The sequence below is a fragment of the Nitrospirota bacterium genome (assembly GCA_040752355.1).
In the GTDB taxonomy this organism is placed as follows: domain Bacteria; phylum Nitrospirota; class Thermodesulfovibrionia; order Thermodesulfovibrionales; family Dissulfurispiraceae; genus JBFMCP01.
The window spans coordinates 74,909-98,320 of sequence record JBFMHE010000012.1 but is presented as its reverse complement, the minus strand read 5'-3'; the positions used below and the strand labels follow the sequence as shown (position 1 = coordinate 98,320).

At 57.0% G+C, this 23,412-nt stretch carries 24 protein-coding genes, 2 tRNA genes and 1 pseudogene; 9 read left to right on the top strand and 18 right to left on the bottom strand.

The window, feature by feature from the left end; all coding sequences use genetic code 11:
* Positions 1-105 precede the first annotated feature (105 nt).
* Together AB1805_10250 and AB1805_10245 are read left to right on the top strand one after the other, a co-directional pair.
* Entirely contained in the window at positions 106-783 is a 678-nt protein-coding gene (locus AB1805_10250) for a TVP38/TMEM64 family protein (protein MEW5745799.1), read from the top strand.
* Positions 780-2,318: a HAMP domain-containing sensor histidine kinase gene (locus AB1805_10245; GenBank protein MEW5745798.1), complete on the top strand. Its 1,539-nt coding sequence runs from the start codon at positions 780-782 to the stop codon at positions 2,316-2,318. The genes AB1805_10250 and AB1805_10245 overlap by 4 nt, the downstream gene beginning before the upstream one ends.
* A gap of 52 nt (positions 2,319-2,370) precedes the next feature.
* Here the strand turns inward: AB1805_10245 and AB1805_10240 are convergent, their stop codons facing one another.
* Genes AB1805_10240 through AB1805_10225 form a run of 4 tightly spaced genes read right to left on the bottom strand, consistent with a single transcriptional unit; the run spans position 2,371 to position 5,130 of the window.
* A complete protein-coding gene (locus tag AB1805_10240; protein MEW5745797.1) occupies positions 2,371-3,369 on the bottom strand; it encodes a beta-ketoacyl-ACP synthase III in 999 nt (332 codons plus the stop codon).
* A gap of 58 nt (positions 3,370-3,427) precedes the next feature.
* The gene (gene plsX / locus AB1805_10235) at positions 3,428-4,432 is read right to left on the bottom strand and encodes a phosphate acyltransferase PlsX (GenBank protein MEW5745796.1); all 1,005 of its coding nucleotides are present in this window, start codon (positions 4,430-4,432) and stop codon (positions 3,428-3,430) included.
* On the bottom strand, positions 4,429-4,617 hold the full coding sequence (rpmF, locus tag AB1805_10230; protein MEW5745795.1) for a 50S ribosomal protein L32: 189 nt from the start codon (positions 4,615-4,617) through the stop codon (positions 4,429-4,431). Before rpmF ends, plsX begins: the two co-directional genes overlap by 4 nt.
* A 3-nt stretch (positions 4,618-4,620) precedes the next feature.
* Positions 4,621-5,130 carry a DUF177 domain-containing protein gene (locus tag AB1805_10225; GenBank protein ID MEW5745794.1) on the bottom strand — a complete coding sequence of 170 codons (510 nt, stop codon included), beginning with the start codon at positions 5,128-5,130 and terminating at the stop codon, positions 4,621-4,623.
* A 399-nt stretch (positions 5,131-5,529) separates the two neighbouring features.
* Here AB1805_10225 and AB1805_10220 point away from each other — a divergent pair, with 399 nt between their 5' ends.
* Entirely contained in the window at positions 5,530-6,120 is a 591-nt protein-coding gene (locus AB1805_10220) for a cytochrome c3 family protein (protein MEW5745793.1), read from the top strand.
* An 84-nt stretch (positions 6,121-6,204) separates the two neighbouring features.
* Here the strand turns inward: AB1805_10220 and AB1805_10215 are convergent, their stop codons facing one another.
* Positions 6,205-7,410, bottom strand: a complete 1,206-nt coding sequence (locus AB1805_10215) for a class II aldolase/adducin family protein (protein MEW5745792.1) — start codon at positions 7,408-7,410, stop codon at positions 6,205-6,207.
* A gap of 33 nt (positions 7,411-7,443) precedes the next feature.
* Positions 7,444-9,153: an aldehyde ferredoxin oxidoreductase family protein gene (locus tag AB1805_10210; protein MEW5745791.1), complete on the bottom strand. Its 1,710-nt coding sequence runs from the start codon at positions 9,151-9,153 to the stop codon at positions 7,444-7,446.
* Between the two features lie 76 nt (positions 9,154-9,229).
* Between AB1805_10210 and AB1805_10205 the strand changes: the two genes are divergently transcribed.
* Together AB1805_10205 and AB1805_10200 are read left to right on the top strand one after the other, a co-directional pair.
* Positions 9,230-10,594: a Mur ligase domain-containing protein gene (locus AB1805_10205; GenBank protein ID MEW5745790.1), complete on the top strand. Its 1,365-nt coding sequence runs from the start codon at positions 9,230-9,232 to the stop codon at positions 10,592-10,594.
* A 77-nt stretch (positions 10,595-10,671) separates the two neighbouring features.
* Positions 10,672-10,746: transfer RNA gene (locus tag AB1805_10200), tRNA-Val, on the top strand.
* 210 nt (positions 10,747-10,956) lie between these two features.
* Here AB1805_10200 and AB1805_10195 read toward each other — a convergent pair.
* From AB1805_10195 to AB1805_10155, 9 genes and pseudogenes are all read right to left on the bottom strand, one after another.
* The gene (locus AB1805_10195) at positions 10,957-11,628 is read right to left on the bottom strand and encodes a transposase (GenBank protein ID MEW5745789.1); all 672 of its coding nucleotides are present in this window, start codon (positions 11,626-11,628) and stop codon (positions 10,957-10,959) included.
* Between the two features lie 182 nt (positions 11,629-11,810).
* Complete coding sequence (locus AB1805_10190) at positions 11,811-12,524, bottom strand: DUF4386 domain-containing protein (protein MEW5745788.1); 714 nt, start codon at positions 12,522-12,524, stop codon at positions 11,811-11,813.
* A 95-nt stretch (positions 12,525-12,619) separates the two neighbouring features.
* Positions 12,620-12,877, bottom strand: a pseudogene (locus AB1805_10185) (integrase core domain-containing protein).
* Positions 12,878-12,942: 65 nt separating this feature from the next.
* On the bottom strand, positions 12,943-13,518 hold the full coding sequence (locus tag AB1805_10180) for a class I SAM-dependent methyltransferase (protein ID MEW5745787.1): 576 nt from the start codon (positions 13,516-13,518) through the stop codon (positions 12,943-12,945).
* A gap of 91 nt (positions 13,519-13,609) precedes the next feature.
* A complete protein-coding gene (locus AB1805_10175) occupies positions 13,610-13,909 on the bottom strand; it encodes an addiction module antidote protein (protein MEW5745786.1) in 300 nt (99 codons plus the stop codon).
* A 10-nt stretch (positions 13,910-13,919) separates the two neighbouring features.
* A complete protein-coding gene (locus AB1805_10170; protein ID MEW5745785.1) occupies positions 13,920-14,210 on the bottom strand; it encodes a type II toxin-antitoxin system RelE/ParE family toxin in 291 nt (96 codons plus the stop codon).
* A 362-nt stretch (positions 14,211-14,572) separates the two neighbouring features.
* Positions 14,573-14,986: a hypothetical protein gene (locus AB1805_10165; protein ID MEW5745784.1), complete on the bottom strand. Its 414-nt coding sequence runs from the start codon at positions 14,984-14,986 to the stop codon at positions 14,573-14,575.
* A gap of 90 nt (positions 14,987-15,076) precedes the next feature.
* The gene (locus AB1805_10160; protein MEW5745783.1) at positions 15,077-15,700 is read right to left on the bottom strand and encodes an alpha/beta hydrolase; all 624 of its coding nucleotides are present in this window, start codon (positions 15,698-15,700) and stop codon (positions 15,077-15,079) included.
* 95 nt (positions 15,701-15,795) lie between these two features.
* Positions 15,796-16,335: a tetratricopeptide repeat protein gene (locus tag AB1805_10155; GenBank protein ID MEW5745782.1), complete on the bottom strand. Its 540-nt coding sequence runs from the start codon at positions 16,333-16,335 to the stop codon at positions 15,796-15,798.
* 304 nt (positions 16,336-16,639) lie between these two features.
* On the opposite strand from AB1805_10155, the gene ribD reads away from it, so the two are divergent.
* Complete coding sequence (gene ribD, locus AB1805_10150; protein ID MEW5745781.1) at positions 16,640-17,779, top strand: bifunctional diaminohydroxyphosphoribosylaminopyrimidine deaminase/5-amino-6-(5-phosphoribosylamino)uracil reductase RibD; 1,140 nt, start codon at positions 16,640-16,642, stop codon at positions 17,777-17,779.
* 139 nt (positions 17,780-17,918) lie between these two features.
* Here ribD and AB1805_10145 read toward each other — a convergent pair whose 3' ends face one another.
* Positions 17,919-18,485 (bottom strand): hypothetical protein, encoded by a 567-nt coding sequence (locus tag AB1805_10145; GenBank protein ID MEW5745780.1) that lies wholly within the window; start codon positions 18,483-18,485, stop codon positions 17,919-17,921.
* A 65-nt stretch (positions 18,486-18,550) separates the two neighbouring features.
* Here AB1805_10145 and hemW point away from each other — a divergent pair, with 65 nt between their 5' ends.
* Positions 18,551-19,681 carry a radical SAM family heme chaperone HemW gene (hemW, locus tag AB1805_10140; GenBank protein MEW5745779.1) on the top strand — a complete coding sequence of 377 codons (1,131 nt, stop codon included), beginning with the start codon at positions 18,551-18,553 and terminating at the stop codon, positions 19,679-19,681.
* A gap of 3 nt (positions 19,682-19,684) precedes the next feature.
* Here the strand turns inward: hemW and AB1805_10135 are convergent, their stop codons facing one another.
* Both AB1805_10135 and tilS read right to left on the bottom strand, forming a co-directional pair.
* The gene (locus AB1805_10135) at positions 19,685-21,145 is read right to left on the bottom strand and encodes a DegQ family serine endoprotease (GenBank protein MEW5745778.1); all 1,461 of its coding nucleotides are present in this window, start codon (positions 21,143-21,145) and stop codon (positions 19,685-19,687) included.
* Positions 21,146-21,175: 30 nt separating this feature from the next.
* Complete coding sequence (gene tilS / locus AB1805_10130; protein ID MEW5745777.1) at positions 21,176-22,582, bottom strand: tRNA lysidine(34) synthetase TilS; 1,407 nt, start codon at positions 22,580-22,582, stop codon at positions 21,176-21,178.
* A gap of 121 nt (positions 22,583-22,703) precedes the next feature.
* On the opposite strand from tilS, the gene AB1805_10125 reads away from it, so the two are divergent.
* Positions 22,704-22,796 (top strand) — tRNA-Ser (locus AB1805_10125).
* 31 nt (positions 22,797-22,827) lie between these two features.
* Positions 22,828-23,379 carry a DUF2155 domain-containing protein gene (locus AB1805_10120; GenBank protein ID MEW5745776.1) on the top strand — a complete coding sequence of 184 codons (552 nt, stop codon included), beginning with the start codon at positions 22,828-22,830 and terminating at the stop codon, positions 23,377-23,379.
* Positions 23,380-23,412: the final 33 nt, after the last annotated feature.

Here is a 23,412-nt window from a genome sequence, read left to right as displayed (position 1 = left end):
GAGCAGTGTCACCGCTGCCGAGCCTGCTGTCCGGGGGGAGTATGAGAGGCACGCATTATTACCGAAAAGAAAAATAACGTCTGGGTCAGACTCCTCCTGTTGCTGGTGATCGTCGGGGGCATTACCCTGGTGCTGTATACGTCGGGGCTCGCCCACTTTTTCCTGAACAAACAGAAACTGCTCCACTTCCTCGATACACTGGGGCCCCTCTCGTTCCTCGGCTTCATCATTCTCCAGGTGGCGCAGGTTGTTGCAGCGCCTATCCCCGGGGAAGTGACCGGCCTCCTCGGCGGATTCCTGTACGGCCCTGTTCTCGGGATCGTGCTCTCGACGATCGGGCTGACCATCGGCTCGTACGCCGCCTTTGCGCTCGCCCGCGCCTTCGGCCGTCCTTTCGTCGAACGGGTCGTCGACAAGGCGACGATGAAACGCTTCGATTATCTCCTGCACCACAAGGGCGCCTTTCTCGTCTTTCTGCTCTTCCTCATCCCCGGCTTTCCCAAGGATTATCTCTGTTATATCCTCGGCCTGGGGCACCTGACCACGAGCGAGTTCCTCATCATCGGGGGCACGGGGAGGCTCTTCGGCACCATCCTCCTGACCCTCGGAGGCACCTATATCCGCCATCACCAGTACGGCCGCTTCTCGATCCTCATCGGCGTCGCCGTTGTCGTCATCTTGCTGGCCATGGCCTATCGTGACAAGCTCGAAAGGCTCTTCAGGGTATTGCATATCAAGGGATACAAGAAGAGGAAGGCAAAACGCCTCTATAAGGAATCATGAGATCACTTTTTTGGATAGCGCTCTTTCTGCTGCTGCCGTCTCCGGCCTGGGCCTTTGTGCCGCACGGCTATCCGGGGATCTTCATTCACCAGATGGGGCATGTCTTTTTCATCATCTCCTGCCTCTTCGTCATGTGGACGATCTTCAAGAACCGGCTGCACAAGGAGAAGGGATGGAGATATCTCTTCACCTCCCAGATCCTGTTCATCGCATGGAATGTCGATACGTTCATCGGCCATATCACCGAGTACTGGATCGAGGAGTCGCAGATCATCGGCACCCGGGAGGGATGGGGATACTTCTGGCGCGATATCGTGCTCGAAGGCTGGGACCATCTCTACTATATAACCAAGTTCGATCACCTCTATCTCGTGCCTGCGATGCTGCTCTTCTACCAGGGGCTGGTGGAGCATCTCCGGGAGGAGGGGAAAGGCGCGACTGCTGCCGCAGCGGTGCTGCCGCTCTTCCCGGTGGTCTTCATCGATGTAGCCGGTTCCGTCGCTATGATCGTCCTCTCCTTCTTCTCCCTCTGCGCCGCTATAAAGCTCTACCGGACCAACAGGGAGAACACGCTCTGGAACTATGTGCTCTGGCTCTCCGCCACCTATGTCATCTTCGCCCTCTCGCGCTCCATGGGCCATATCCTGCAGCGGGTCCTCGTCCCCACGGGAAACGAGCAGGTATGGAGGCAGATAGAACCGTTCAGCGGCAGCCTCAACACCTTTACCTTCATCGTGATCGGCTCGGTCAGCCTCTTCTTCTCGAAGGTCTACGCCTTTTACCGGGAGCTCTTCGAGAACAAGCGGAGGATCGAGGCGATCAACGCGGACCTGACCGAGCTGAACCAGGAGCTCGAGACCCTCGTCGCCGAACGGACCATGAGCCTCATGGCCCTCACCGTCGCCGACCGGGTGCGGAACCCCGCTGCCGTGATCGGGTGGACCTGCCAGCGCATCCTCGAAAAGGAGAAGGTTTCGGAGCGGCTCGGAGAGAACCTGAAAGATATCGTCGACGAATCGAAAAAGCTCGAGACCATCGTCAAGGATTTCGAGACGCTGCTCAAGAGCAAACAGTCGATCTTCAGGTACGAGGACATCAACGAGATCATACGGGGGGTCGTCCCCATCGTCGAGAAAGAGGCGATCGATAAAGGCATCACCATCCGGCTGGGCCTTTCCGATCAGCCGATCAAGATCAACACCCAGAAGAATCTCCTCAGGGCCGCGATCTTTCATATCATCCGCAACGCCATCGAGGCCACCCCTTCGGGCGGCACGATCACCATCACCACTTCCGGCGACCACACCAGGGCCGTGCTCACCATCTCGGATACCGGCGCCGGAATCTCTCCGGAAGACCGGGACAAGATATTCGACCCCTTCTTCAGCACCAAGCGTTACCGTTTCGGCATGGGTCTCCCCCTGGTCAGGCAGATCGTCTCGGAACACCTCGGGGAAATCGAAATTCAGAGCGAAGAGGGCAAGGGCACGTCCTTCATCATCACCTTCCCGGTGCGGTGGCTCGACAAGAAGTAGGACTACCGGTACCGGCGGGATTCATTGCACCGACAGTACCTGCGCGCCGGCCCTACCACCGTATCAGCGCCGAGGCCCAGGTGAGCCCGCCGCCGAAGGCTTCCAGCAGGATGTAGTCGCCCGCTCTCACCCTCCCGGTCCTTACCGCCTCGTCGAGAGCGATCGGAATGGACGCCGAGGAGGTGTTGCCGTAGCGGTCGAGGTTGATGACCACCTTATCGAGGGGGAGGCCCGCCCGCTCTGCCGTGGCCTTGATGATCCTCAGGTTCGCCTGGTGCGGGATGAGCGCGGTCAGCTGCGAGGGCTTGAGCCTGTTCGCCCTGAGCGTCTCGGTGACGAGGCCTTCCAGGCTCCGGACCGCGATCTTGAAGGTCTCGTTCCCCTTCATCTTTATGCAGTGCAGGCGGTCCTTGAGGGTTTCCCGGGAAGGAGGGTTCTTCGAGCCGCCGCCGGGTATGTTGAGCATTTCCCAGAGGCTGCCGTCGGCATAGAGGTGGGTCGAGAGGATGCCGTAATCGCCGGCGGCCGCTTCGAGGACGACGGCGCCGGCGCCGTCGCCGAAGAGGACGCAGGTGGTGCGGTCCTCCCAATCGACGAATTTCGAGAGGGTCTCGGCGCCGATGACGAGCACGCGCTTGTGCGTCCCGGCCCTGATGAAGCTGTCCGCGGTCGCCAGGGCGTAGATAAAGCCGGAACAGGCGGCGCTGACATCGAAGGCGGCTGCGTTTTTCGCTTCGAGCCGGTGTTGCACCAGGCAGGCGGTCGAGGGGAAGGGCATGTCGGGGGTGACGGTGCCGATGACGATCAGGTCGATATCCTTTGCCTTCAGGTCGGCCTGCTTGAGCGCCTGTTTCGCAGCCTCACAGGCGAGGTCCGACGTGGTCTGGTCCTCGCGGGCTATCCGCCGCTCCCTGATCCCGGTCCGTTCGGTGATCCATTCATCCGAGGTGTCGACTATCTTTTCGAGATCGCTGTTGCGCACGACGCGTTCCGGAACAGACGATCCGGTGGCGATGATGCGCGCCCGCACTGCAGTGTCGTTCTTTTTCATCCCCGTCCTCAACTTCCCTCGTCGTTAGTGGTGCTGCAGGTCGAATGCCGGTACGTCGTTACGAGTGATCGGCCGCTGCCGCGGTCAGGGTGTCTGCGATGACCTCGTGCACCCGCTGTTTGGCCATTTCGGCAGCGACCTTGATGGCGTTCTTTATCGCTTTGGACGATGAGCGGCCGTGGCTGATGATGAAGGTGCCGTTGATGCCGAGGAGCGGAGCGCCGCCGTACTCGGAGTAGTCCGTCTTCTTCTTGAAATTCCGGACCGCCGGCTTTATCATGAGATAGGCGAGCTTGCCCGTGGCTACATCGGCGATCTCCCGCTTCAGCATCTTGATGATGGTCTCGGCGAGGCCCTCGCTCACCTTCAGGACGATATTGCCGATGAACCCGTCGCAGACGATGACATCGGCGTCTCCCACGAAGAGGTCCTTTCCTTCGATGTTCCCCGTGAAGTTGAGCCGGGCGCCCTTCAGGGCCTTGAAGGCCTCTTTCGTCAGCTCGTTGCCCTTGGTATCCTCTTCTCCGATGCTCAGGAGGGCGATCCGCGGCTCGGCGACATTGAAGATCGCCCGGTAGTAGGCATTGCCCATATAGGCGAACTGGAGGAGATTCTCGGGCTTGCAATCCACGTTGGCCCCTGCATCGATGAGCACGAAGAAGCCCTTCAGCGAGGGCATGATGGTGGCGATGGCGGGCCGGTCGACATTCGGCGACTTGCCCAGGAGGAAGAGGGCGGTCGCCATGGCAACGCCGGAATGGCCTGCGCTCACGCCGGCGTCGGCGTCACCATGCTTCACCAGCTCGATGGTGCGCCGGATGGAAGAGTCCTTTTTTTTTCTGAGTGCGGTGGACGGCGATTCATGCATCTCCACGACCTCGGAGGCATGGGCGATGGATATCCTGTTCGAGGGGTAGCGTTTGTCCCTGAGCACGGCAGCGAGCCGCTGCCTGTCGCCGACAAGCACGACCTCCATGTCGTATTCACTGACCGCCTCGAGCGCCCCTGAGATGGTCATCTCGGGAGCGAAGTCTCCCCCCATTGCGTCGAGGGCTACTTTCATGATTCCTTGGAGATGACCTCGATAACCTGCTTGCCGTTATACGAGCCGCAGCTGCTGCAGACGCGGTGGGGCATTTTCAGTTCCTTGCAGTCCGGGCAGGCGACGAGGGCGGGCGCCTGTCCCTTCCAGTTCGCTCTCCGCTTATCTCTCCGTGCCTTTGAATGACGATGTGTCGGGTTTGCCATGATCTACTCCTTCTTTTTTAAAAGTTGTTCAAGCACCTTCAGCCGGGGATCGGCCTCTTTTATCTCGCACCCGCAGTCCGTGGTATTCCGGTCCGCGCCGCAGACAGGGCAGAGCCCCTTGCACTCCGCCGAACAGAGCGGCTTCATGGGGATGCTCAGTATCAGCTGCTCTGCGAGCAGCTCGTCCGTATCAAGTGTATCCTGTTTATAGAATCCCGTGTCAAGCTCGTCGCTCTTCAGTTCGTGATGCTCGTCCCGGGCCACCGCTTCGGCGGGGTCGTAGACGACATCGAAAGCGGACTCGACATGCAGGGGAAAGGAAGCGAGGCACCGGCTGCACTGCAGCTCCACGTCGCCGCTTACCGTGCCGTTCACCATCACTTCGGCCCCTGTCTTTTTTATATGCAGCACGGCATGCACGGGTGACGTGATCTTCACCGCTTCGGAGCCGATCTGCTCCGTTATGTCGAGGTCCATTCCCTCATCGGGAATTTCTGAAACGATAATCTTCATAAGAGTGCGCTCAATTTCCTTTCAGATGGTAAGTCTTTCATTTTAACGATCAAATCACTGTTTGTCAAGAAAGCTCCTCCCCCTTCAGGCGAAGGGGTATGAAGCTTGACAATTAGAGAGATTCCAACTACAATTTCAAGACAAACTATATATTACTATAATAGCAGTTATTGTGCTGTTGGAGGAGACATGAGGTCAGGGAGAACAGCGAGCGGCGGGGTGCCGGCGCGCAGCGGCGCACCTATCGCCCTTTTTCTTGCCGTTCGCGGCTCCGCAGCGCTGCATCCCGGGCGTGCGCAGGAAGACGACTCGTACAGGAGCTGCTGAAACGATCGAACTGCCGGTGTGCATAAAACCATGCTGTTTTACAGCATAATAATTATCGTTCAAGGAGGGTCTATGTTTGCAGTAAGGTTGTTGGTTATTGCCATCGGCCTCGTGCTGCCGCTCAGCGCATTCGCTTTCGGCGGGCATGAAGGCCTCGTCTGCTCGGGGTGCCACGGGATTCACAATGCGAAGGATGTCATCATTTTTTCGGTCCCGGCGAACAAGGTTGCGGTGAACCCTGCGACGAAGCAGCCCTATTCGAAGATCACGGCGCTCTGCCTCAGCTGTCACGAAACGCCCGAGAAGGGCGGCATGGGCATCAAGCCGGTCTCGGCCCACATCAGCCACCCCTACGGCATCTCGAGCGTGAACGCCAAGATCGCGCGTGTACCCAATGAGTTGATGCGGGACGGCCGCTTCGAGTGCATCGGCTGCCACGATCCCCACCCGTCGAACCCCAACTACCGCTATCTGAGGTCCGATGTCGGCAAGGGTGAGAAGATGGAGGCCTTCTGTGCCGTCTGCCACCCGATGAAAGCCAACCCGCAGTCTGTCGGACAGAAGATCAGGTTCTTCGACAGCATGGATGAGCGGGCCTTTGACAGTGGAGCGGCTCCTGTTTCGGCGCCTGCGCCTTCCGCTCCTAAAAAGAAAGGACCGTAACGCCGCAGCGCCATACGGACGATAACGAAGAGGGCCGGCATAGGGCGCCGGCCCTCTTTTATTGGGGCGGCGTTCGGGAGCGCGTTACCTCCCGCGCAGCTCTCCGATGCGCCTGAAGTACTCCTCCCTGCAGGTACGCTCGATCTCGAGGAGCCTGGCAAAGGGGTGTCGAAAATTCCCCCTTCCCGCCGTAAACACGCCGTGCCCGTAAACGATAGCGCCGTCACTTCGTCCGAGCGCAGCGGGCACTGTATGCAGCAGGCCCGTGGGCCCGGTGCCGATCTCCCCGGAAACGACCGGGATCCCCGCGACCGAGCGCTGCTCTTTGCAGGACTTATGGCAGAGCGTTCTATCGCAGCCCTCCTTGAGGCAGTGCATCGAGAGGATGACCGGGAACTTCGGATGGCCGTGCAGGATAGCGGAAGCGCCGGTCAGCGCATGGATGTTCTTGTGCGCCGATAACTCGGATGAAGCGGTGATGCCGACCGACGACGAGCCGTCGAGGGGAACGGCATCGACGCAGCGTTCGAGCTCGTCGAGGGAGCTGCCCGTCTGGCTTATATAAATGGTATTGTTGTGGACATAAGAGATGTTGCCGAAGTAGGAGTCCACGAGGCGATGGTCCACGACCGCCCTGCCTGCCTCGGCGATCATGCCGATGACACCCTCGTCGCCTTCAGGAGGAGCGCTCATGAGCTCCGTCCCCCGGTCATCCACCGCAAGGCCTTCGGCGAGGCGGGCGACGGTGTCGAAGCCCGCGAGCATCTCCTGATCAGGAGGCATCACGCGAGCATGGCACTGTTCAAGATGCATCAGGACATCGTAGAAGTATTTCACGAACGTCGAGAAGCAGGTCGAGCTGAACGAGACGAAGGCCTGCTCGGGAGTGACCACGCCGTAGGTGACGATGCCCCGGTCCCTGATGATCGCCGCCTTCCGGTGCGACAGCGCAGCGGCTATGGCCTCGGGCTCAAACGCATCCACCACCGGGATATCATGGAAAAAGGTGCGCGTCTCGCAGTCCATGGGGACGATCCTTCCCTGCGTGCTGCAGGAGGCGCCGCAGCGCAGGATCTCCCGGATAATGCTCCGGTAGGGTTCCGCAGGCTCGGCGAAGAGGAGGCTGTTGATGCTCATCGTATCGAACACCCTGCTCAGCGTGAGCACATCGCTTTCGATCGGCCTGTTCGACACCAGCTCGGCATCGAGGGCGAGGAAGACGGCATGCTCCCGGTCAGCGAGGCCCTGGACCTGGAGCTTATGCAGATATTTGTCGATCAGTGTGCGCATAACAATCAGACTCGGTTGAGCAATGACGACCAGTCACCTGTTCACCGAGTGGTATCCCCGTATGCGATAGTAATTCTCCCGTGCTTTGAGAAAGGCATCCCGGTCGAGCGGGGCGATGCGGATGTTCGCGCTCGACGATCCCTCCTCGGTAAAGAAGCGCAGGGGCAGATCGTCATGGGCAGCGGTGAACCCGTTCCGCTCGTTCAACTCCCGCTCGAGGTTCCATATCCGTTCCCCGACCTTGAGGAGCGACTGCACATCGCAGCCGTTTCCCGTAACCGCAGCCACCGCTTTGGCATACTCCTCGAGGCTCGCCGCGAAAAAGACGAACTTGCAGGCGGTGAGCGAATCGATCACGGCATTCAGGTCCTCGGCGATCTTGACGATCCGCGCCTTGCCCTCGAACGAGAAGCGGTCGGTGGCGACCGGCTTTCTCAGGATTTCGTGGCTGATCGGATACGCCCTGAGATGGCAGCCGCCCCGATTCGAGGTCGCATAGGCGAGCGCCATGCCGTAGGCCCCGCGAGGGTCGTAGGCCGGGAGCTCGAGGCCCTTCACCGACATGCTCAGCTCAGGACGCCCCATCGAAGAAGCGTACCTGAATGACCCCTCGGCAAGCGCTCTTCCCAGCGGAGTATTCGCGTTCCCTATCTCAGCGAGAAGTTGAAGTAATTTATCGGAAGTTAATTGTTTTTCGTTGATTTCATTGTGGCAGGCGATGGTCGAGGCAGCAGAGATGGTGTCCATGCCGTAGTCGTTGCAGAGCCTGTTCGCCTCGACGATGCGCTCCATATCGCTCAAGCCGTTCAGCGCGCCGAAGTGGGATACGCTCTCGTACTCCGGAATGACCTCACCGCCGGCGCCCACCTTTTTGCAGAGCACCGGGCAGCCCGCGCAGCCGGTCTTCTTCGCTTTGAAGTGATTTCTCATGGCGTAGCCCGAATACTCCGAAGCGCCGGGGAAGAAGGTCTTTCTGAAATTATCGGTCGGCTCCATTCTCCGGGCGTGCATAAGGTCCACCAGCGCCGCGGTGCCGAACTCGGAGAGGCCGAACTCGCCGAAGATCGCGGGGGAGGTCCTGAGGAGCCTCATAATCGCCTCGCGGGCGGTCTTCAGCCCTTCCGGGTCCGCGACCTGTACGGCGCCGCTGCCCCTTATCGCAACGGCTTTCAACCGTTTGGCTCCCATCACGGCGCCGAGCCCGCCCCTGCCTGCGCAGTAGTGGCCGTCGAAGACGATGGAGGCGAACTTAACCCGGTTTTCGCCTGCCTGACCGATTGCCGCATGGGAGCCTGCACCGGCGAGAGCCTGCGCGACCCCGGCAGTGCCCTTTCCGGCAAGCGGAGAGGCATCGCGCAGCGTTACGCTGCCGTTTTCGATATCCAGAAGCACCCAGCCTGAGGCGACGCCGGTAATTTCGATGGTATCGAAGCCCGCCTTCTTCATCTCGGTGCCGAATCTGCCGCCTACCGAGCAGTCGAAGACCGTTCCGGTGAGCGGCGACCGCGAGAGCACCGACATCCTGCCCGAGGTCGGGGCAGCCGTGCCGACGAGAGGGCCTGTGGCGAAGATCAGGGGCATTTCCGGGGCATCGCAGGGAAGGGTGACGCGGTCGTCGATCATCGCCACACCCATTCCCCTGCCCCCCAGGAAGGCGGTACGCAGGACCTCTGGGGTATCGTAAACGGCGATCTCCCGCGCAGAGAGATCGACCCTCAAGCTCTTTCCCGTATAACCGGCCATAACAAATTATTGTAACATTTCCCGTTACGGAGTCTTGTAGAGGCAAAGGAGATAATATTGTTATAATGAGGCCTGGATGAGTACTCGTAAGAAGCTCAGGTTATTCTTTTCCGGCATAGGCGGCAGCGGCGTCTCGGCGATCGCGAGCTTCATGGCCGACAAGGGTCATGAGGTCGTTGGGTCAGACCGCTCTTTCGACAGGAATCCCGATCATCCGGTGCGCCGGATGCTGCAGTCGAAGCAGATAACGCTTGTTCCCCAGGACGGCAGCGGCATCGACACCTCCTTCGATCTCGCTGTCTTCAGCACCGCTGTCGAAGCGGATCAGCCCGAAGTCGTCAGGGCAAAGGCGCTCGGCGTTCCGCTCATGACGCGGCCCGAGTATCTCGCCCGGATCGTGGCGGAATTCAGGACCATAGCCGTTGCGGGTACGAGCGGCAAGTCGACCACCTCGGGAATGCTCGCCTTTCTGATGCAGCGGCTGGGGCTGGAGCCGAATTTCATCGGCGGCGGCAGGGTCAAACAGTTCAAGACAGCGGGCAATCCCGGCAATGCCGCTACCGGCGCCTCCGATCTCCTCGTCATAGAGGCGTGCGAATCGGACGGCACCATCGTCAACTACCGGCCCGCGCACTCGATCGTCCTCAATCTCGATCTCGACCACCACGCCATCGAGAAGACGGCGGAAATGTTCTCGGTGCTCGGCGCGCATACCGCCGGTCTGGTGGCGGTCAATGCCGATGACGAGCACCTGCGCCCCATCGCTTTCGCCAGAGCGGTGAGCTTCTCGATCGACACCCCGTCATCCTATCAGGCGAGGAGTGTTCAGTTCAGGCCGCTTCATACCGACTTTGCCCTGAACGGCGTGCAGATGAGACTCTCGCTGCCGGGAAGGTACAATCTCTATAACGCCCTCTCCTGCATCGCCCTGCTTTCGGAGCTGGGGATCTCTTTACAGGAGGTCGCCCGCGTGCTCCCCGAATTCTCGGGTATCGAGCGGAGGTTCGATGTCCATCTCAACGACGGAAGATATCTCGTGCTCGACGACTACGCGCATAACCCGCACAAAATAGCCTCGTTCATGCAGGCGATGCGCCTGGTCAAGGACCGCGTCTGCTACATCTTCCAGCCCCACGGCTTTGCGCCAACGAGGATGATGCGGGCCGAGTACATCGCGTCGTTCGTCGGGAATATGAGAGAGGGCGATCACCTCGTCCTCCTGCCGATCTTCTATGCCGGCGGCACCGTCAGCAAGGACATATCGAGCGACGACCTCGCCGAGGGCGTCAGGGCAGGGGGAAGGTCGGTCGAAGTGCTCTCGGACCGGAACGAGGTAGTGCGGAGAGCCGGGGCGTGGGACGCCTGCGCGGTGCTCGGCGCCCGCGACGAGACCCTCGCCGACCTCGCCGAGGCGATCGCACAGCGGCTCAGGGCGCAATAAAGACAGTCCCTCCCTTGCCGTATCGCTTGAAAAAGGGTCGCTGTTTAGGTTAAATTAAAGCTCTTTGTATGGCGCATAGGCGCGTAGCTCAGTGGGAGAGCGCTACCTTGACACGGTAGAGGTCAGGGGTTCGAAACCCCTCGTGCCTACCATATAAATCAATGACTTAGGCCGTTATGGGAGTCCCCGTAGCGGCCTTTTCTTTTTTAGTAAATTCAATAACATGACTACGAAAATGCTTGATTTGCTGGGAGGGTCTAAAAAACGTGAGTGATCCGTGAGCGAGCATGGATCTGACGGGGAGATGTCGGAGGCTTCTAAGGGGGAGGGCCTTACTTTTTTATTAGGGACACATCCCCTATTTAAGTCTTTTCCCCTTTAGGTCTTCCCGGTTTCTTTACTATAAACGTTTTGTTCAATGTTTTTTCCATCCTCTTAATGAACTCTTCCCCACCAAACGGTCTTCCAGTTCTCGTTGAATATTTTAAACGCTGCATCTCTTCTTCCGTAATACTCTCTCTGATAAACGAAACATAATCTTTCCTCTGAGCTTCCGGGAAAAGTTCTTCTCCAAGTATATCGTCTCTTCTGCCTTCAATATGAGCCTTTGCGCTTGAATATGGATACTCTTCTTCTTTTTTAACGATTTTCGCCCGCCTTGGATTCTGCTCAATGTATCTTGCCGCAGCCCATAAGTAATTCTCCCTGTCAACTATACATGAATGATACCTGCTCTCCCACAACCTTCCGGACTTCTCATACTTTCTGTTTATGTGCTGAGTGTAACAAAGCGTTAGCCCTTGCATCATTTTGTACAGTGACTCCTCGCCCCTTGGTCTCACAAGCAAATGAACGTGGTTTCCCATGAGGCAATATGCCAGGACCGGGCATTCCCATTTGGTTGAGTATTTCTTGAGCAACTGACGGTATTTTTCTCTGTCTTCCTGGTCAAAGAAGACTTTCCCTCTGTTGTTCCCCCTTTGGATTATGTGATGAGGGAATGCTACAGCAACCGCTCTCGCTATCCTTGGCATGAAATAATTTTACAAACGCATCCTGTCATTGTCAATAAATAGGGGATGTGTCCCCAGGGCATTCCCCCGACCCCGGTTTGACCCCGGTTCTCTCTCCACACGGCGGAGCCGGTGGAGCTGCGCCACGACGCCGACGCTCAGCATCAGCGGCGGCGCGCAGCGCCGTCTGCTGCATGCTGTTGTTAGCTGGTTTCAATGATATCTTGTCCCGTCACCAACGCCGATGGATCGAATCCTCTTGCGATGAGCCATACTGCCATTACTGCTTCTTGCAGGCCGATGGGAGGAGCAAAATACGCCATGGCCCGCATCAACGGCATGGTGCCGAATACGCCGAACATGTACAGCAGGTCGCCGATTGCCAATAGCGCAACTGCGAGCAGGCCCCAGACCGAGAGCCACCGAGGAATCAAACGGGAACGATACAACAGGTAATAGAACATAGCGGCACCCACAGCGTAGACAAGAATGTAGAGGAGGGTGCCTGATGCAATTGTTGCATGGATCGAGTTGCCCACTGCGAGGAAATGGAAAGCGTCGAGGGGGCTCGAACTGGCGTACTCGCGGCTTAGACCTATCAGCGAGTGTGAGTACATCAACAGCACCGTGAAAAGGACCCCCTCAAATAACCTGAATACGAGATACCCGTATGCCAATTGAACGCTGATGGCCTGGAACAGCGGGAGCAACAAGATCGGGATCAGAATCATTGCAGGGGCACAAACGAAGTCGAGGAGTATGCCCACTTCGACGAGTGTTCTATTCGGGTAGATGGTGAGAAGATAGTCCGGAGCATTCAAAATGGGTCGATAGATGCTCGTAGCAACGATGTCGAATACGAGGGCGATCAGAAACAACAGAGCCACGCCGATCGCGGTGCGCCTGTAGGGGTTCACGGGGTATCCTCCGAGACTTCCACTTGTTGTTCGCCAGCTAACGCGGAAGTTGAGCATGTAATTGTCAAGACTTGATCTGACAACTCCTTTGGAAATTATGCTGCCGACTGTAAGCTGGCCAGCATTTTCTCCTTCGCCAAAGGCAAAGAATCTTTAAACGTTTGCAGAGGGGTCTTGCCATAGCAGTATTTGCCGCTATGAGTCCTCTGCTCGTTATATTCGGCTATCCATTTGTCCAGATCCTTCTGAAGCTCCTCGAGCGAGAAGTACACCTTTTTCCTGAACGCCACCCTGTAGAACTCATCAAGTATCGTTCTGTGGAATCTCTCGCAGATTCCGTTGCTCTGCGGCGACCGTAGCTCTGCACAGGGTCAGGTCTTGAATCTTGAAAAGAGATAAAAAGAGGATAATTCAAGATTCAAGACCTGACCCTCTCGCCTTTGTCCCAGTCTCGTATCGCCGCCACGTCGCCATCCAGCCATCCCATGGTCGGGTAGTCCAGGTCGAAGCCGGCCTTGAGCGCGGGAGGCGGATTCTCCTTGCGCCAGACCGCATCGGTGAAAGCAAGGTAGCCGCCGGGATACAGCAAAGCATAACAGACGCGCAGCGCGTTTCGCAGCCCGATGTTGTAGAGCGCGCCTTCCGACCAGATGAGGTCGAAACTCCCACGCGGCTGCTGCGGGCGGGCCATATCTCCGACGATTGCGCTGACGCGCTGCGCGAGCCCGCGCTCCGCGATAGCCGCCTGCAGCCGTCCGATGCTCGGCGCATGGCTGTCGATCGCTACGATGGAACCCGACGCAACAAGTTCGGCGAGCTGGAGGGTTTGCCCGCCGACTCCGCACCCCAGGTCGAGGATCGCGGGGGATTGTGGAAGGTCGCGGCAAAGACCAAGGGCTCTGGCGGCGCAAGCGCGATTACCGGGACCCTGACGGGGAAGGTTCTCGTAAACCTCGAAGAATATCTCCCAGAAGCGAGGGCTGGGCTCGTTCATGAATACTCCGATTTTTCCTCTGCTCGAACACGCGGCTGACCCACCCGGGCGAAGTCCGGCTGGTGTCGACCCGCAGGTTGGAATTCCTAAATCAGCGGTGCGATGCTTCAGCATGCAGCTTTAAACCGAGAGCACCGACGACCTTGAGAATAGTATCGAAGCCAGGACTGCGATCACCTGAAAGTGCCTTGTAGAGACTTTCACGGGATAGACCGGCGTCACGTGCAACTTGCGCCATCCCTTTGGCTCGGGCAATGTCACCCAGAGCTTTTGCAATGAACGCTGCATCGCCATTGGCTTCCTCAAGACATGCTTCAAGATATGCTGCCATTTCCTCCGGAGTCCGGAGATGTTCAGCAACATCGTATCGAGTAGTTTTGGTTTTTTTCATAGTTCCCTCCTTACAGATTCCGTGCTAAGATCAATGCCTTTTTAATATCTGTAGCTTGCGTTCTTTTATCACCGCCAGCCAACAAAATAATTAGCTCGTTTCGACGCATCGTGTAATAGACACGATAGCCGGGGCCATAATCGATCCGCATTTCGGATACGCCTTCTCCGACTGGCTTAACATCCCCTGGATTTCCAGTCAGAAGACGTTCAACCCTGGCCAACACTTTTGCACGTCCGCGAAGATCACGCAAACCATCAAGCCAACGGACATAAGCATCTGTCTTACGAATCTCGTACATAACATATTGTAGCCAGTTGGCTACACATTGTCAATGCGCTTTTTTGGGGGTCGGAAAAGCTCTCTTGGGGTCGGATCAAGCCAAGTTGCTGGCATTCATGATAATACGTCCCAAGAGATCGATGAGTGATGTGCCACACAGAGCCGGGAAGGTAGTGTCGGTTAGCTCTCGGCAACGTAACCCTCTTAAAAGCACATTTTTAGAGCAGAAAAGGCCGCTCTAAGGCAAAAATACGATCTATTTATTCTCCATTCGACCATACTATCAGCTACTTGGCTTGGTCCGACCCCGGTTTTAAGCTTCAAATGCGCGTAAGGAGCACAGCGACTGAAGCGTCAACTGGAAGTGATGGTTAGGGGCATTCATGTTGATGCGTCCTCGAACTCGACCAGCCTCCAACACTTGCCTATCTTGTGGAAATGGTAGATGAGCAAGTAGCCGGTATCCGGCTTTTCTAATTGGACAATGCTTCTCGTCTGCGTTGGACTCTTGATTACTCTAACAAATGGCACCTTTCTCTGAGCGGCCGGTGAAGGAAATATTGGGTTGATGCGTTCCGTCACTTCCGTTTTCGAGAGGGGCTTATTGACTGCTCTTGGCTCCGGATCGGCGTTCAAATCGACAAAGGAATGCTTTAACGGAAAGACGGTATTTTCTTCTTGAAATGATCTATCTGTTTCGAATTTCGAGAGGAAATCTTCAAAAGTCGAGACACAACCTGGTTCTGCGGATACCGAGATCGGAAGAAGGCAAAAGGCAAAAAACAGCCACCGCATTTTCATTTCTCCCCTAACGGGTTCTTCAGCGGGCGCGGCTTTTTGCGCTCCGCTGGAAGAGGTTGTTCGGCAATAAGAATATAATCCGTCTTAATTATTCAAAATTGATTTAATAAAACCTTTAATTTTAATCGTCACTGATTCCTGTTCATTATCAAAAAGCTCTGTTCCATGAGCATCCCCAGAATAAAAGATCAGTTCTTTCGGCTCTCTAAATATTTCGATCATTTTTCGATTATCCTCGGCACCGCCATCTTTCTCTGAATTCAACAAAAGCTTAGGAATTTTAATTGCTCTCAGTTCGTCATTGCTATAAAAAACAGTTCCTTCGTATTCAATTGGAGCTGAAATGGCTACAATTCCGATTATGCTATCGTTATTCACATGCCGAGCCGCGACTTTTATTGAAGCAACTCCACCTCTGCTTGCACCAACAAGAACGATCTTCTTTGCACCCGAACCACGAGCAAATGAAATAACCTCTTCAAGAACTTCTGATTGGTCATCCATATGCTCTGGATAGTCATATGTTAACCCCATGTATCTATCAGAGATTAGATCACTAATAATTGGATTCCATTCATTCTGCTCATTTGTATCCATGTTGGAAAAGATAATCGCAATATCATCAGAGCCGTAAAGTTTACCATTTACAGACTTGTCTTTTATATTTGCTTTTGTGAGCGAGAAACTGAATGACTTTTCAATAATCATTTTAATTTATCCTTTTTTATCACTGCTGCCGAACGCTTGAGCTCATGAGGAGGCGGGGCCGTTTCCCGCCGATCCCATGAAGTGACATGTTAAGCCTATTTGCATTCGATTTCGATTTGCTTCATCCTTTCTCTTCGCTTCAGCAAATTAGCTTTACCTTCAGGCGTGAGCCCAAGTGCTATGATACACATTTCATCAAAGCATTTTTGTGTTAATTTTGAACTAGGCTTCCCTTCTTTGTCATAACATTCTAATTCCCCCAAGTCGACTGCAGCCATGCAGTTAAACTCTCGAATAATTCTCTTAGCTTCATCTTTCCTGCCAAGTTTGCACAAGGTTTTCGCGAGATCAACATTTAATTCATAATTTGGAGATTCGTGAAATTTAATTGATAATGCCTGTTTAAATTCAGCTACTGCCTTATCATACTGTTTGGCTTTCAATGCCTTTTCGCCTTCGCATTTATGGCGGAAATATGGTGCTGGAATGCCGTCGCCTGAATCTTTGATATTTTGACAATCCTGCGCATTTGCGAGAGAGCCGCACAGTAGACAGAGTATGATAATAATATATTTCATATTTATTTGTGGTTTAACAATTACTGTTTTTCCTTCGTTGGCTCCACTATAACACATTCATCTTTTTTTGAAAGGACGATAAAGCCATTTAAATCAGTGGGTACAAGTTTATTATAGTTCGCGGTTTGTGGTAATATGGACAGAAAGCGATAGCGGATAGTATGGCAAAGTTGTCTGACACAGCCAGAGAGACACTTCCAGAGTTCCAGCAATATCTAGAGCGCACAATGGCGCCCGAAAAGGTGGAAAACGCACTAAGGCTCTTTTTTCGACAGAACCGCGATGTACACCCATGTGTGCGCAGCATGGCGAATGCCCCGCATGATCTTTTGCAGGAGAAACAATCGAGCAAGAAAGCGGCATGAAAACTACCGATAGAGACGTATCGTTTATGAAGCGCGCTCTCCGGCTCGCGGCTAAGGCGCGCGGCATGACGAGTCCCAACCCGATGGTCGGGGCGGTGGTCGTCAAGAACGGCAGGATCATTGCCGAAGACTACCACAAGCGGCCCGGCGAGCTCCATGCAGAAGCGCTCGCCATCCTCCAGGCGAAAGAGAGGGCGAAGAACGCTACTCTCTATGTAACGCTCGAGCCCTGCTGCCACCTCGACAAGCGTACGCCGCCCTGCACCAAGGCGATCATCAGTTCAGGTATTAAAAAGGTGGTCGTCGCCATGCGCGACCCCAATCCCAAGGTCGCCGGGAAGGGGGTCGAGGAGTTGGAACGCCAGGGCATCGAGGTCGTGCACGGCGTTCTCGAGAATGAGGCGAGGCGGCTGAACGAGGCCTACATTAAATTCATCACCACGCGCACGCCTTTTGTTACCCTCAAAATCGCCATGACCCTCGACGGCAGGATCGCGACCCCCGAGGGGCAGTCGAAGTGGATCACCGGCGAGCAGGCCCGGAAGATCGTCCATCGCATGCGAAGCGAAGCGGACGCTCTCCTCAGCGCCATCGGTACGGTACGGGCCGACAACCCGCAGTTCACCGCCAGGCTCGGGCAGGGGATCAAGGGCGACGGAAGGGACGCGAAGCACCCTCTGCGGGTCATCATCGACCCCCATCTCGAGACGCCGCCCGACTACCACGTCTGCTCGGTCCCGCCGCAGACGCTCATCGTGACCGGAGAGGCGGAGTCGGAGACAAAAGCCCGGAAAGCAAAGGCCCTTACCGATAGATGTGTCGAGATCCTGGAGTATAAGGGGGAGAGGGCCGATCTCAACTGGCTGATGCGGAAGCTCGGCGAGCGCAGCATTACGTCGGTGATGATCGAAGGAGGCTCCTCGCTCAATGCCTACGCCCTCCGGGACGGCATCGTCGACAGGATCGTCCTCTTTATTGCCCCTAAGATCATCGGGGGCAGGGATTCGATTCCCGCCATCGGCGGCAAGGAGTTCCAGCGCCTCGAAGAGGCGTTCCAGCTCCGCGATGTGAACGTAAAGCGGGTAGGGGAGGATATCATGATCGAAGGATATCTCAACGCGGTATCGCGTCTATAGCGTCAATCGCGTTATAGCGTTTATAGCGTTATAGCGTTCATAGCGTTATAGCGTTATAGCGTTGAAGTAATGTCTCTTTGCTCTATAACGCTCAACGCTGTACGCGATAAACGCGACAAACGCGATAACGCGATTGACGTTATCTCGGTTTCGCCAGGATCTCGAGCACCTTCAAGTCGAGGAAGCGTTTCGAGGCCGCTGACCTTATCGCCAGCACGGTATCGGCGCCTCTGCCGGTGCCTGCCACGGCAAGGACCTCCTCGGCCTCGGGGACGAGTCCTGCATCGACCGCCATCATGATAATCTCGCAGCAGACCTTCGCCCCCTCGCCGAAGCGCCGCAGCGTCTGGGCCACCATGAGAGTAGGGTAGAGGCCGTTGAATTTCGAGGCGAAGGATGTCTCGAGGGAGTGGGTGATCATCGTGCCGGTATAGACCCTGGCGCCGGCTGCCTCGATCGCGCGCCTCGTCTCGGCGGACATCTCGATGGTGTTCGGCTCTTTGAACCCGGCGGAGTGGGTGACCACGATGAGATTGATGCCTGACGCTTTCATTGCTTCGGCAAAGAGCAGCCCCGTATCGCCCCAGGTCGATGCAACGACGAGGTGTTTGTACGCCGAAGCGACGATCTCCTCCTGTACGATCCGGAGACACTCCCCGGTGTTCTCTTTCCCCGGCTTCTCGAAGTACGCAACTGTTTTTCTCATGCAAGCTGTCCCCCTGTGTTCGTTCCAAATAATTCAATTATAATAGATAAAGAGCAACTTCACCAATGGTCCATAACCTCTATATTCATATCCCCTTCTGCATAAGGAAATGCGCCTACTGCGATTTCTATTCTATTCCTTTGCCGGGCGCTTCTTCCGGGGAGGAGGCGCGCTCCTACGTCGATGCCCTTATGAGGGAGATACGGCTGAGGGGGAACGATGCCCGAGGTCTCAGAACTGTCTACCTCGGGGGCGGGACCCCCTCCCTGCTGAGAGCCGCGGATATCGAGCGAGTGCTGAATGCCCTCGATGTCCATTACGGAGTGGACCGGGAGGCAGAGATTACGATCGAAGCGAATCCCGGTACGGTTACGGCCGAAAGCCTCCGGCTGTTCCGGGGAGCGGGCATCAACAGGCTGAGCATCGGGGTGCAGTCAATGGATCAGCGCGAGCTCGAGGTGCTCGGGAGGCGCCACACTGCAGAGGCGGGCTATCGGGCTGTCGATGCTGCGCGGGCCGCCGGGTTCGATAATGTATCGCTCGACCTGATATACGGCATACCAGGGCAGAACAGGGCGCAGTGGATGCAGACCGTTGCGCGTATCATCGCGCTGGAGCCCGAGCATATCTCTGCGTACGAGCTCACGCCGGAGAAGAACACCCCGCTCTTTGCGAGCCTCGAAAAAGGCAGTCTTGTCATGCCCGGCGAGGAGGAGATAACGGCCATGTATTACGACGCCCTCGACGCGTTCGGGGCAGCGGGATACTTTCACTACGAGATATCGAATTTCGCCAGACCGGGACGGCAGTGCTTCCATAATCTCAATTACTGGAACAGGGGGACCTATCTCGGCATCGGCGCCGGCGCCCACTCGTTCGCTCAGGGCAGGAGAACGGCGAATGCAGCGGATGTACACGCCTATATCAACCGGCTCGACCATGATGAACTTCCCGTCGCAGAGGAAACGGCTATCAGCGAAAGCGATGCTTTCAAGGAATGGATATTCCTCGGCCTGCGAAAGACAGAGGGAATCGATCCGGGGGAGGTCCCCGGAGGAGAGGCCCTCGTTAATGACGAGGCCGCGGAAGAATTGCTCCTCCGCGGCCTCGTCGAGCTCTCCGGCCACCGCCTCAGGCTTACCCGCCAGGGGCTCGTCCTGAGCTCTGAAGTGATGGTGCGGCTCCTGAAGGACTGACCGCTACTTTTTCGAGCCCGGCACCGTGATGTATTGCGTTACACCCCCGCGTATCATCAGGAGCAGCACGTCCTGATTCTTTTCGAGGGCCGAGACGACCGTCCGGTACTCCTTCATGGTGGGTACCGGCTGCCGGTTCACTTCGAGTATGATATCACCTTTGTTCAGCGTGCCGAGCGCCGGGCTCTCGTCATCGATGCCGTTGACGACAACGCCGTTTATCTTCCTGGCGATGTTCAATTTCTGCAGGAGGTCGGGGGTGAGCTCGAGGACCGACACGCCTTTCAGCGCATTATCGGCCTCGGCGGTCGCGGCGAGCTGGGGCTCGACCGGGAGCTCGCCGATCGCAACCGGCAGCGTGACCGGCGCGCCGTTCCGGACAATTTTTACCTGCACGGTGCTCCCCGGCTTCGTAGCAGCGACCATGTTCTTGAAGTGGAAAGGATCGGTGATCTTTTTGCCGTCGTACTCCACCACCACGTCGCCCCGCTTCAATCCGCCCTTTTCAGCAGGACCGCCTTCGACGACATCGACGAGGAGCACTCCCTTCTCGTCCTTCAGCTTGAACTGCTTCGACAGCTCGGGGGTAAGGGGCTGTATCTGTACGCCGAGCCAGCCGCGGACGACCTTGCCCTGGCTGATGATGCTCTCCATGATGCTCTTCACCATGTTGGAGGGGATCGCGAAGCCTACCCCCTGGTAGCCGCCGGTGGTGCTGAATATGGCGGTATTGACGCCGATGACCTCTCCCCTGACACTGACGAGCGCGCCGCCGGAGTTGCCCGGATTGATCGCTGCATCGGTCTGAATGAAATCCTCATAGTCGGTGATGCCGAAGCCCGCCCTGCCGAGCGCACTGATGATGCCCATGGTGACGGTCTGGCTCAGGCTGTAGGGGTTCCCTACGGCGAGGACCATCTCGCCGACCCGCAGCTTATCGGAATCACCCCAGGGAATGGTCGGCAGGTCCTTCTCTTCTATTTTTATGACGGCGACATCCGTTTTCGAATCGAGCCCCACCACTTTGCCCTTGTACTCGCGGTTGTCGGCGAGCTTGACGAGGATATCCTCGGCGCCGTCGATGACATGATTATTCGTCACGATATAGCCGTTCGCGGTCGCGATCACGCCGGACCCGAGGCTGGCGACCTTCCTGCTCTGGGGATTTTGCATACCGTCGCCGAAGAAACGGCGGAACATGGGGTCCTCGAAGAACGGGTGCCGGGGCGCCTTGACCGTCCTCGTGGTCGAGATGTTGACGACAGCCGGCTTCACCCGCTCGGCGACCCGCGAAAGCGCATCACCGAACTTTGTCAGTACTTCGGTCGCCTCTTTATCGGAGAGTGCCGCATCGGCAGCTGCCGGTGCAAGGAGACTTAATGAAAGCAGGAGCACCACGAGCTCGAGCAGCCTCCTCGCCGGTGCGCCGGAACAGTGACCTGTTGTGCGATAGTCGTACTGCATGAATGTTCCTCCTTTTAGACGTTCAGGCATTTAAGACTTCAGCGGTTGTATTTCGAATTTTAAAACTCTTGTCGTCGTTTTATCAATCCTGAAGCGGTCGTCGATACGGCAGCCCATCACCCATGCGATAGCTCCGCCGCTTACCAGCAGGGGGACGCTGTCCCTGGCGTCGCGGGGGATTTTCTCGTCCACGAAGAAATCCTGGAGCTTTTTCCGATTGCCGAGGCCGAGGGGGTAAAAGAAGTCGCCGGGCCTCCGCGAGCGTATGGTGAGCGGCGGCGCCAGCTTGCCGGCATCCAGGTATGCAACGCGCCTGTCGTCCCCGTAATCGACGGGGATTTCCCGGGGGGCGACCTCGATGCTCCTGACCACGAGGGCCGCCTCCTTCAGGATCATCTCGCCGGGCAGGACCGTCTCGCCGGGGCTCTGCAGCACATATTCAGGCAGTTTCACCGGTCTCTCCGCAGTGATGAGCAGCGTCGAATAGCCTTTGACAACTCTTATCCCATGGGGCAGATATATCCGGGCGCCGGATGCCCCGGTCTTTATCAGGGACATTATCTCTTCGATATGGACCAGGCCGATGCCGCGGAGCCCCCTGGTCTCATCGATGGCCCGCCGCAGCACCCGGCGCATGAGCACCTTCTCCATCGCTTCCATCGGCAGGAGGAACAATTCTATAGCGGCGTCGCTTTTCCTGCTGATGAGCCGCATGAGGGTCTTGGTGACCAGGACCTCGAAATAGCGCTCTTCCTCCCTGAATATATCGGCCGTCCTGGCAATGGTCCCGGCGACATCGGGGTTCACTTTCTTGAAGAAGGGGACCAACTCCTGCCGCAGCCTGTTGCGCAGGTAATCCGGAGCGAGATTGGAGGAGTCCACGACAAACCCTATGCCCTCGGAGGCCAGGAACCGTTCGATCTCGTCCCGTTCGACCTCGATGAGGGGGCGTACGAAATGTCCTCTCTTCGGCGGGATACCCGCGAGCCCCGAAGGACCTGCGCCCCTGATGAGCCGCATCACCACGGTCTCGACCTGGTCGTCGGCAGTATGCCCGAGGGCGATCGTGCTGCTCCGGTGTTCGAGGGCGATCCCGTCGAGGGCGGCATACCGGAGTTCCCGGGCTGCCTCCTGTTTGTTGATGCCCCTCTCTTTCGCATAGGCCCGGACATCGACCGGGCGCGTGAAGAAAGGAATCTTCAGCGCAGTGCAGAGCTCTGCACAAAAGGCGATCTCCCGCGGGGTCTCGCCGGGACGCAGACCGTGATCGATATAGGCGGCGGAGAGCTCGATGCCGTACTCCGCTCCGATCCGGGCGAGGAGCGCGAGCAGGCAGACCGAATCGGGCCCCCCGGAGAGGGCCACGAGCACGCGGTCTCCGCGGGAGAGCATCGCGTACTTCTCTACGGTCTGCTTCATCGTATCCAGAACGGTCATCCTCTGATTATACCGCAGGTCGTGTGCGCAGCGTATTTCTCCCGGACCGCCCCTTTCCCGACGATTACCATTACTTTACAATTGGGCGTTCGAGTTGATAAGATAAAAGACTGAATGACCTGGAGAGGTGGCCGAGTAGGTCGAAGGCAGCCGCCTGCTAAGCGGTTGTGGGGGTAACACCCCACCCAGGGTTCGAATCCCTGCCTCTCCGCCATGAAACCATACACGTTGGAGGGTACACGTTGATGAGAAGGGTTACGGCTTTTGTGATGTCCGGTCTTATGCTGGCAGCGTTTGCTGCGGGATGTAAGAAGAAAGAAGAACAGCCGGTGCCGAAGGCGCCTATGCCGCCCATGGCAGGACCGGTCCAGGAACCGATGCAGGCCCCGATGGGCGAGCAGCCGATGATGCCGCCCCATGGGAACGCGGGGCCGAAGGTCGAGAAAAAGATTGTCGTTCCTGATTCCGTGAAGGGAAGGTGGAGCAAGGTCAAGCTGGTGCTCGAGGACAAGACCACGAAGAAGGCGAATGAGTTCGCCGTGGCGATCGGTTCCGAGTACGCCGTGCCGAATACCAATCTCAAGATCAAGGTCGGAGAGTTCCTTCCCGACTTCCGGATGGACGGCGCGACCCTGACGTCCGGGAGCGCTGAGGCCAACAACCCTGCGGTGAGAGTCGAGGTGTTCGAGGGCGGCAAGAGCGTCTTCAAGGGATGGCTCTTCGCCAAGTTCCCGACCATGCACCCTTTCGAACATCCCAAGTATGCGCTGCTCCTCAAAGAGGGAATAAAAGGATAATTGCATCATGCAAGGCAGGGGAGGCGGTCATAG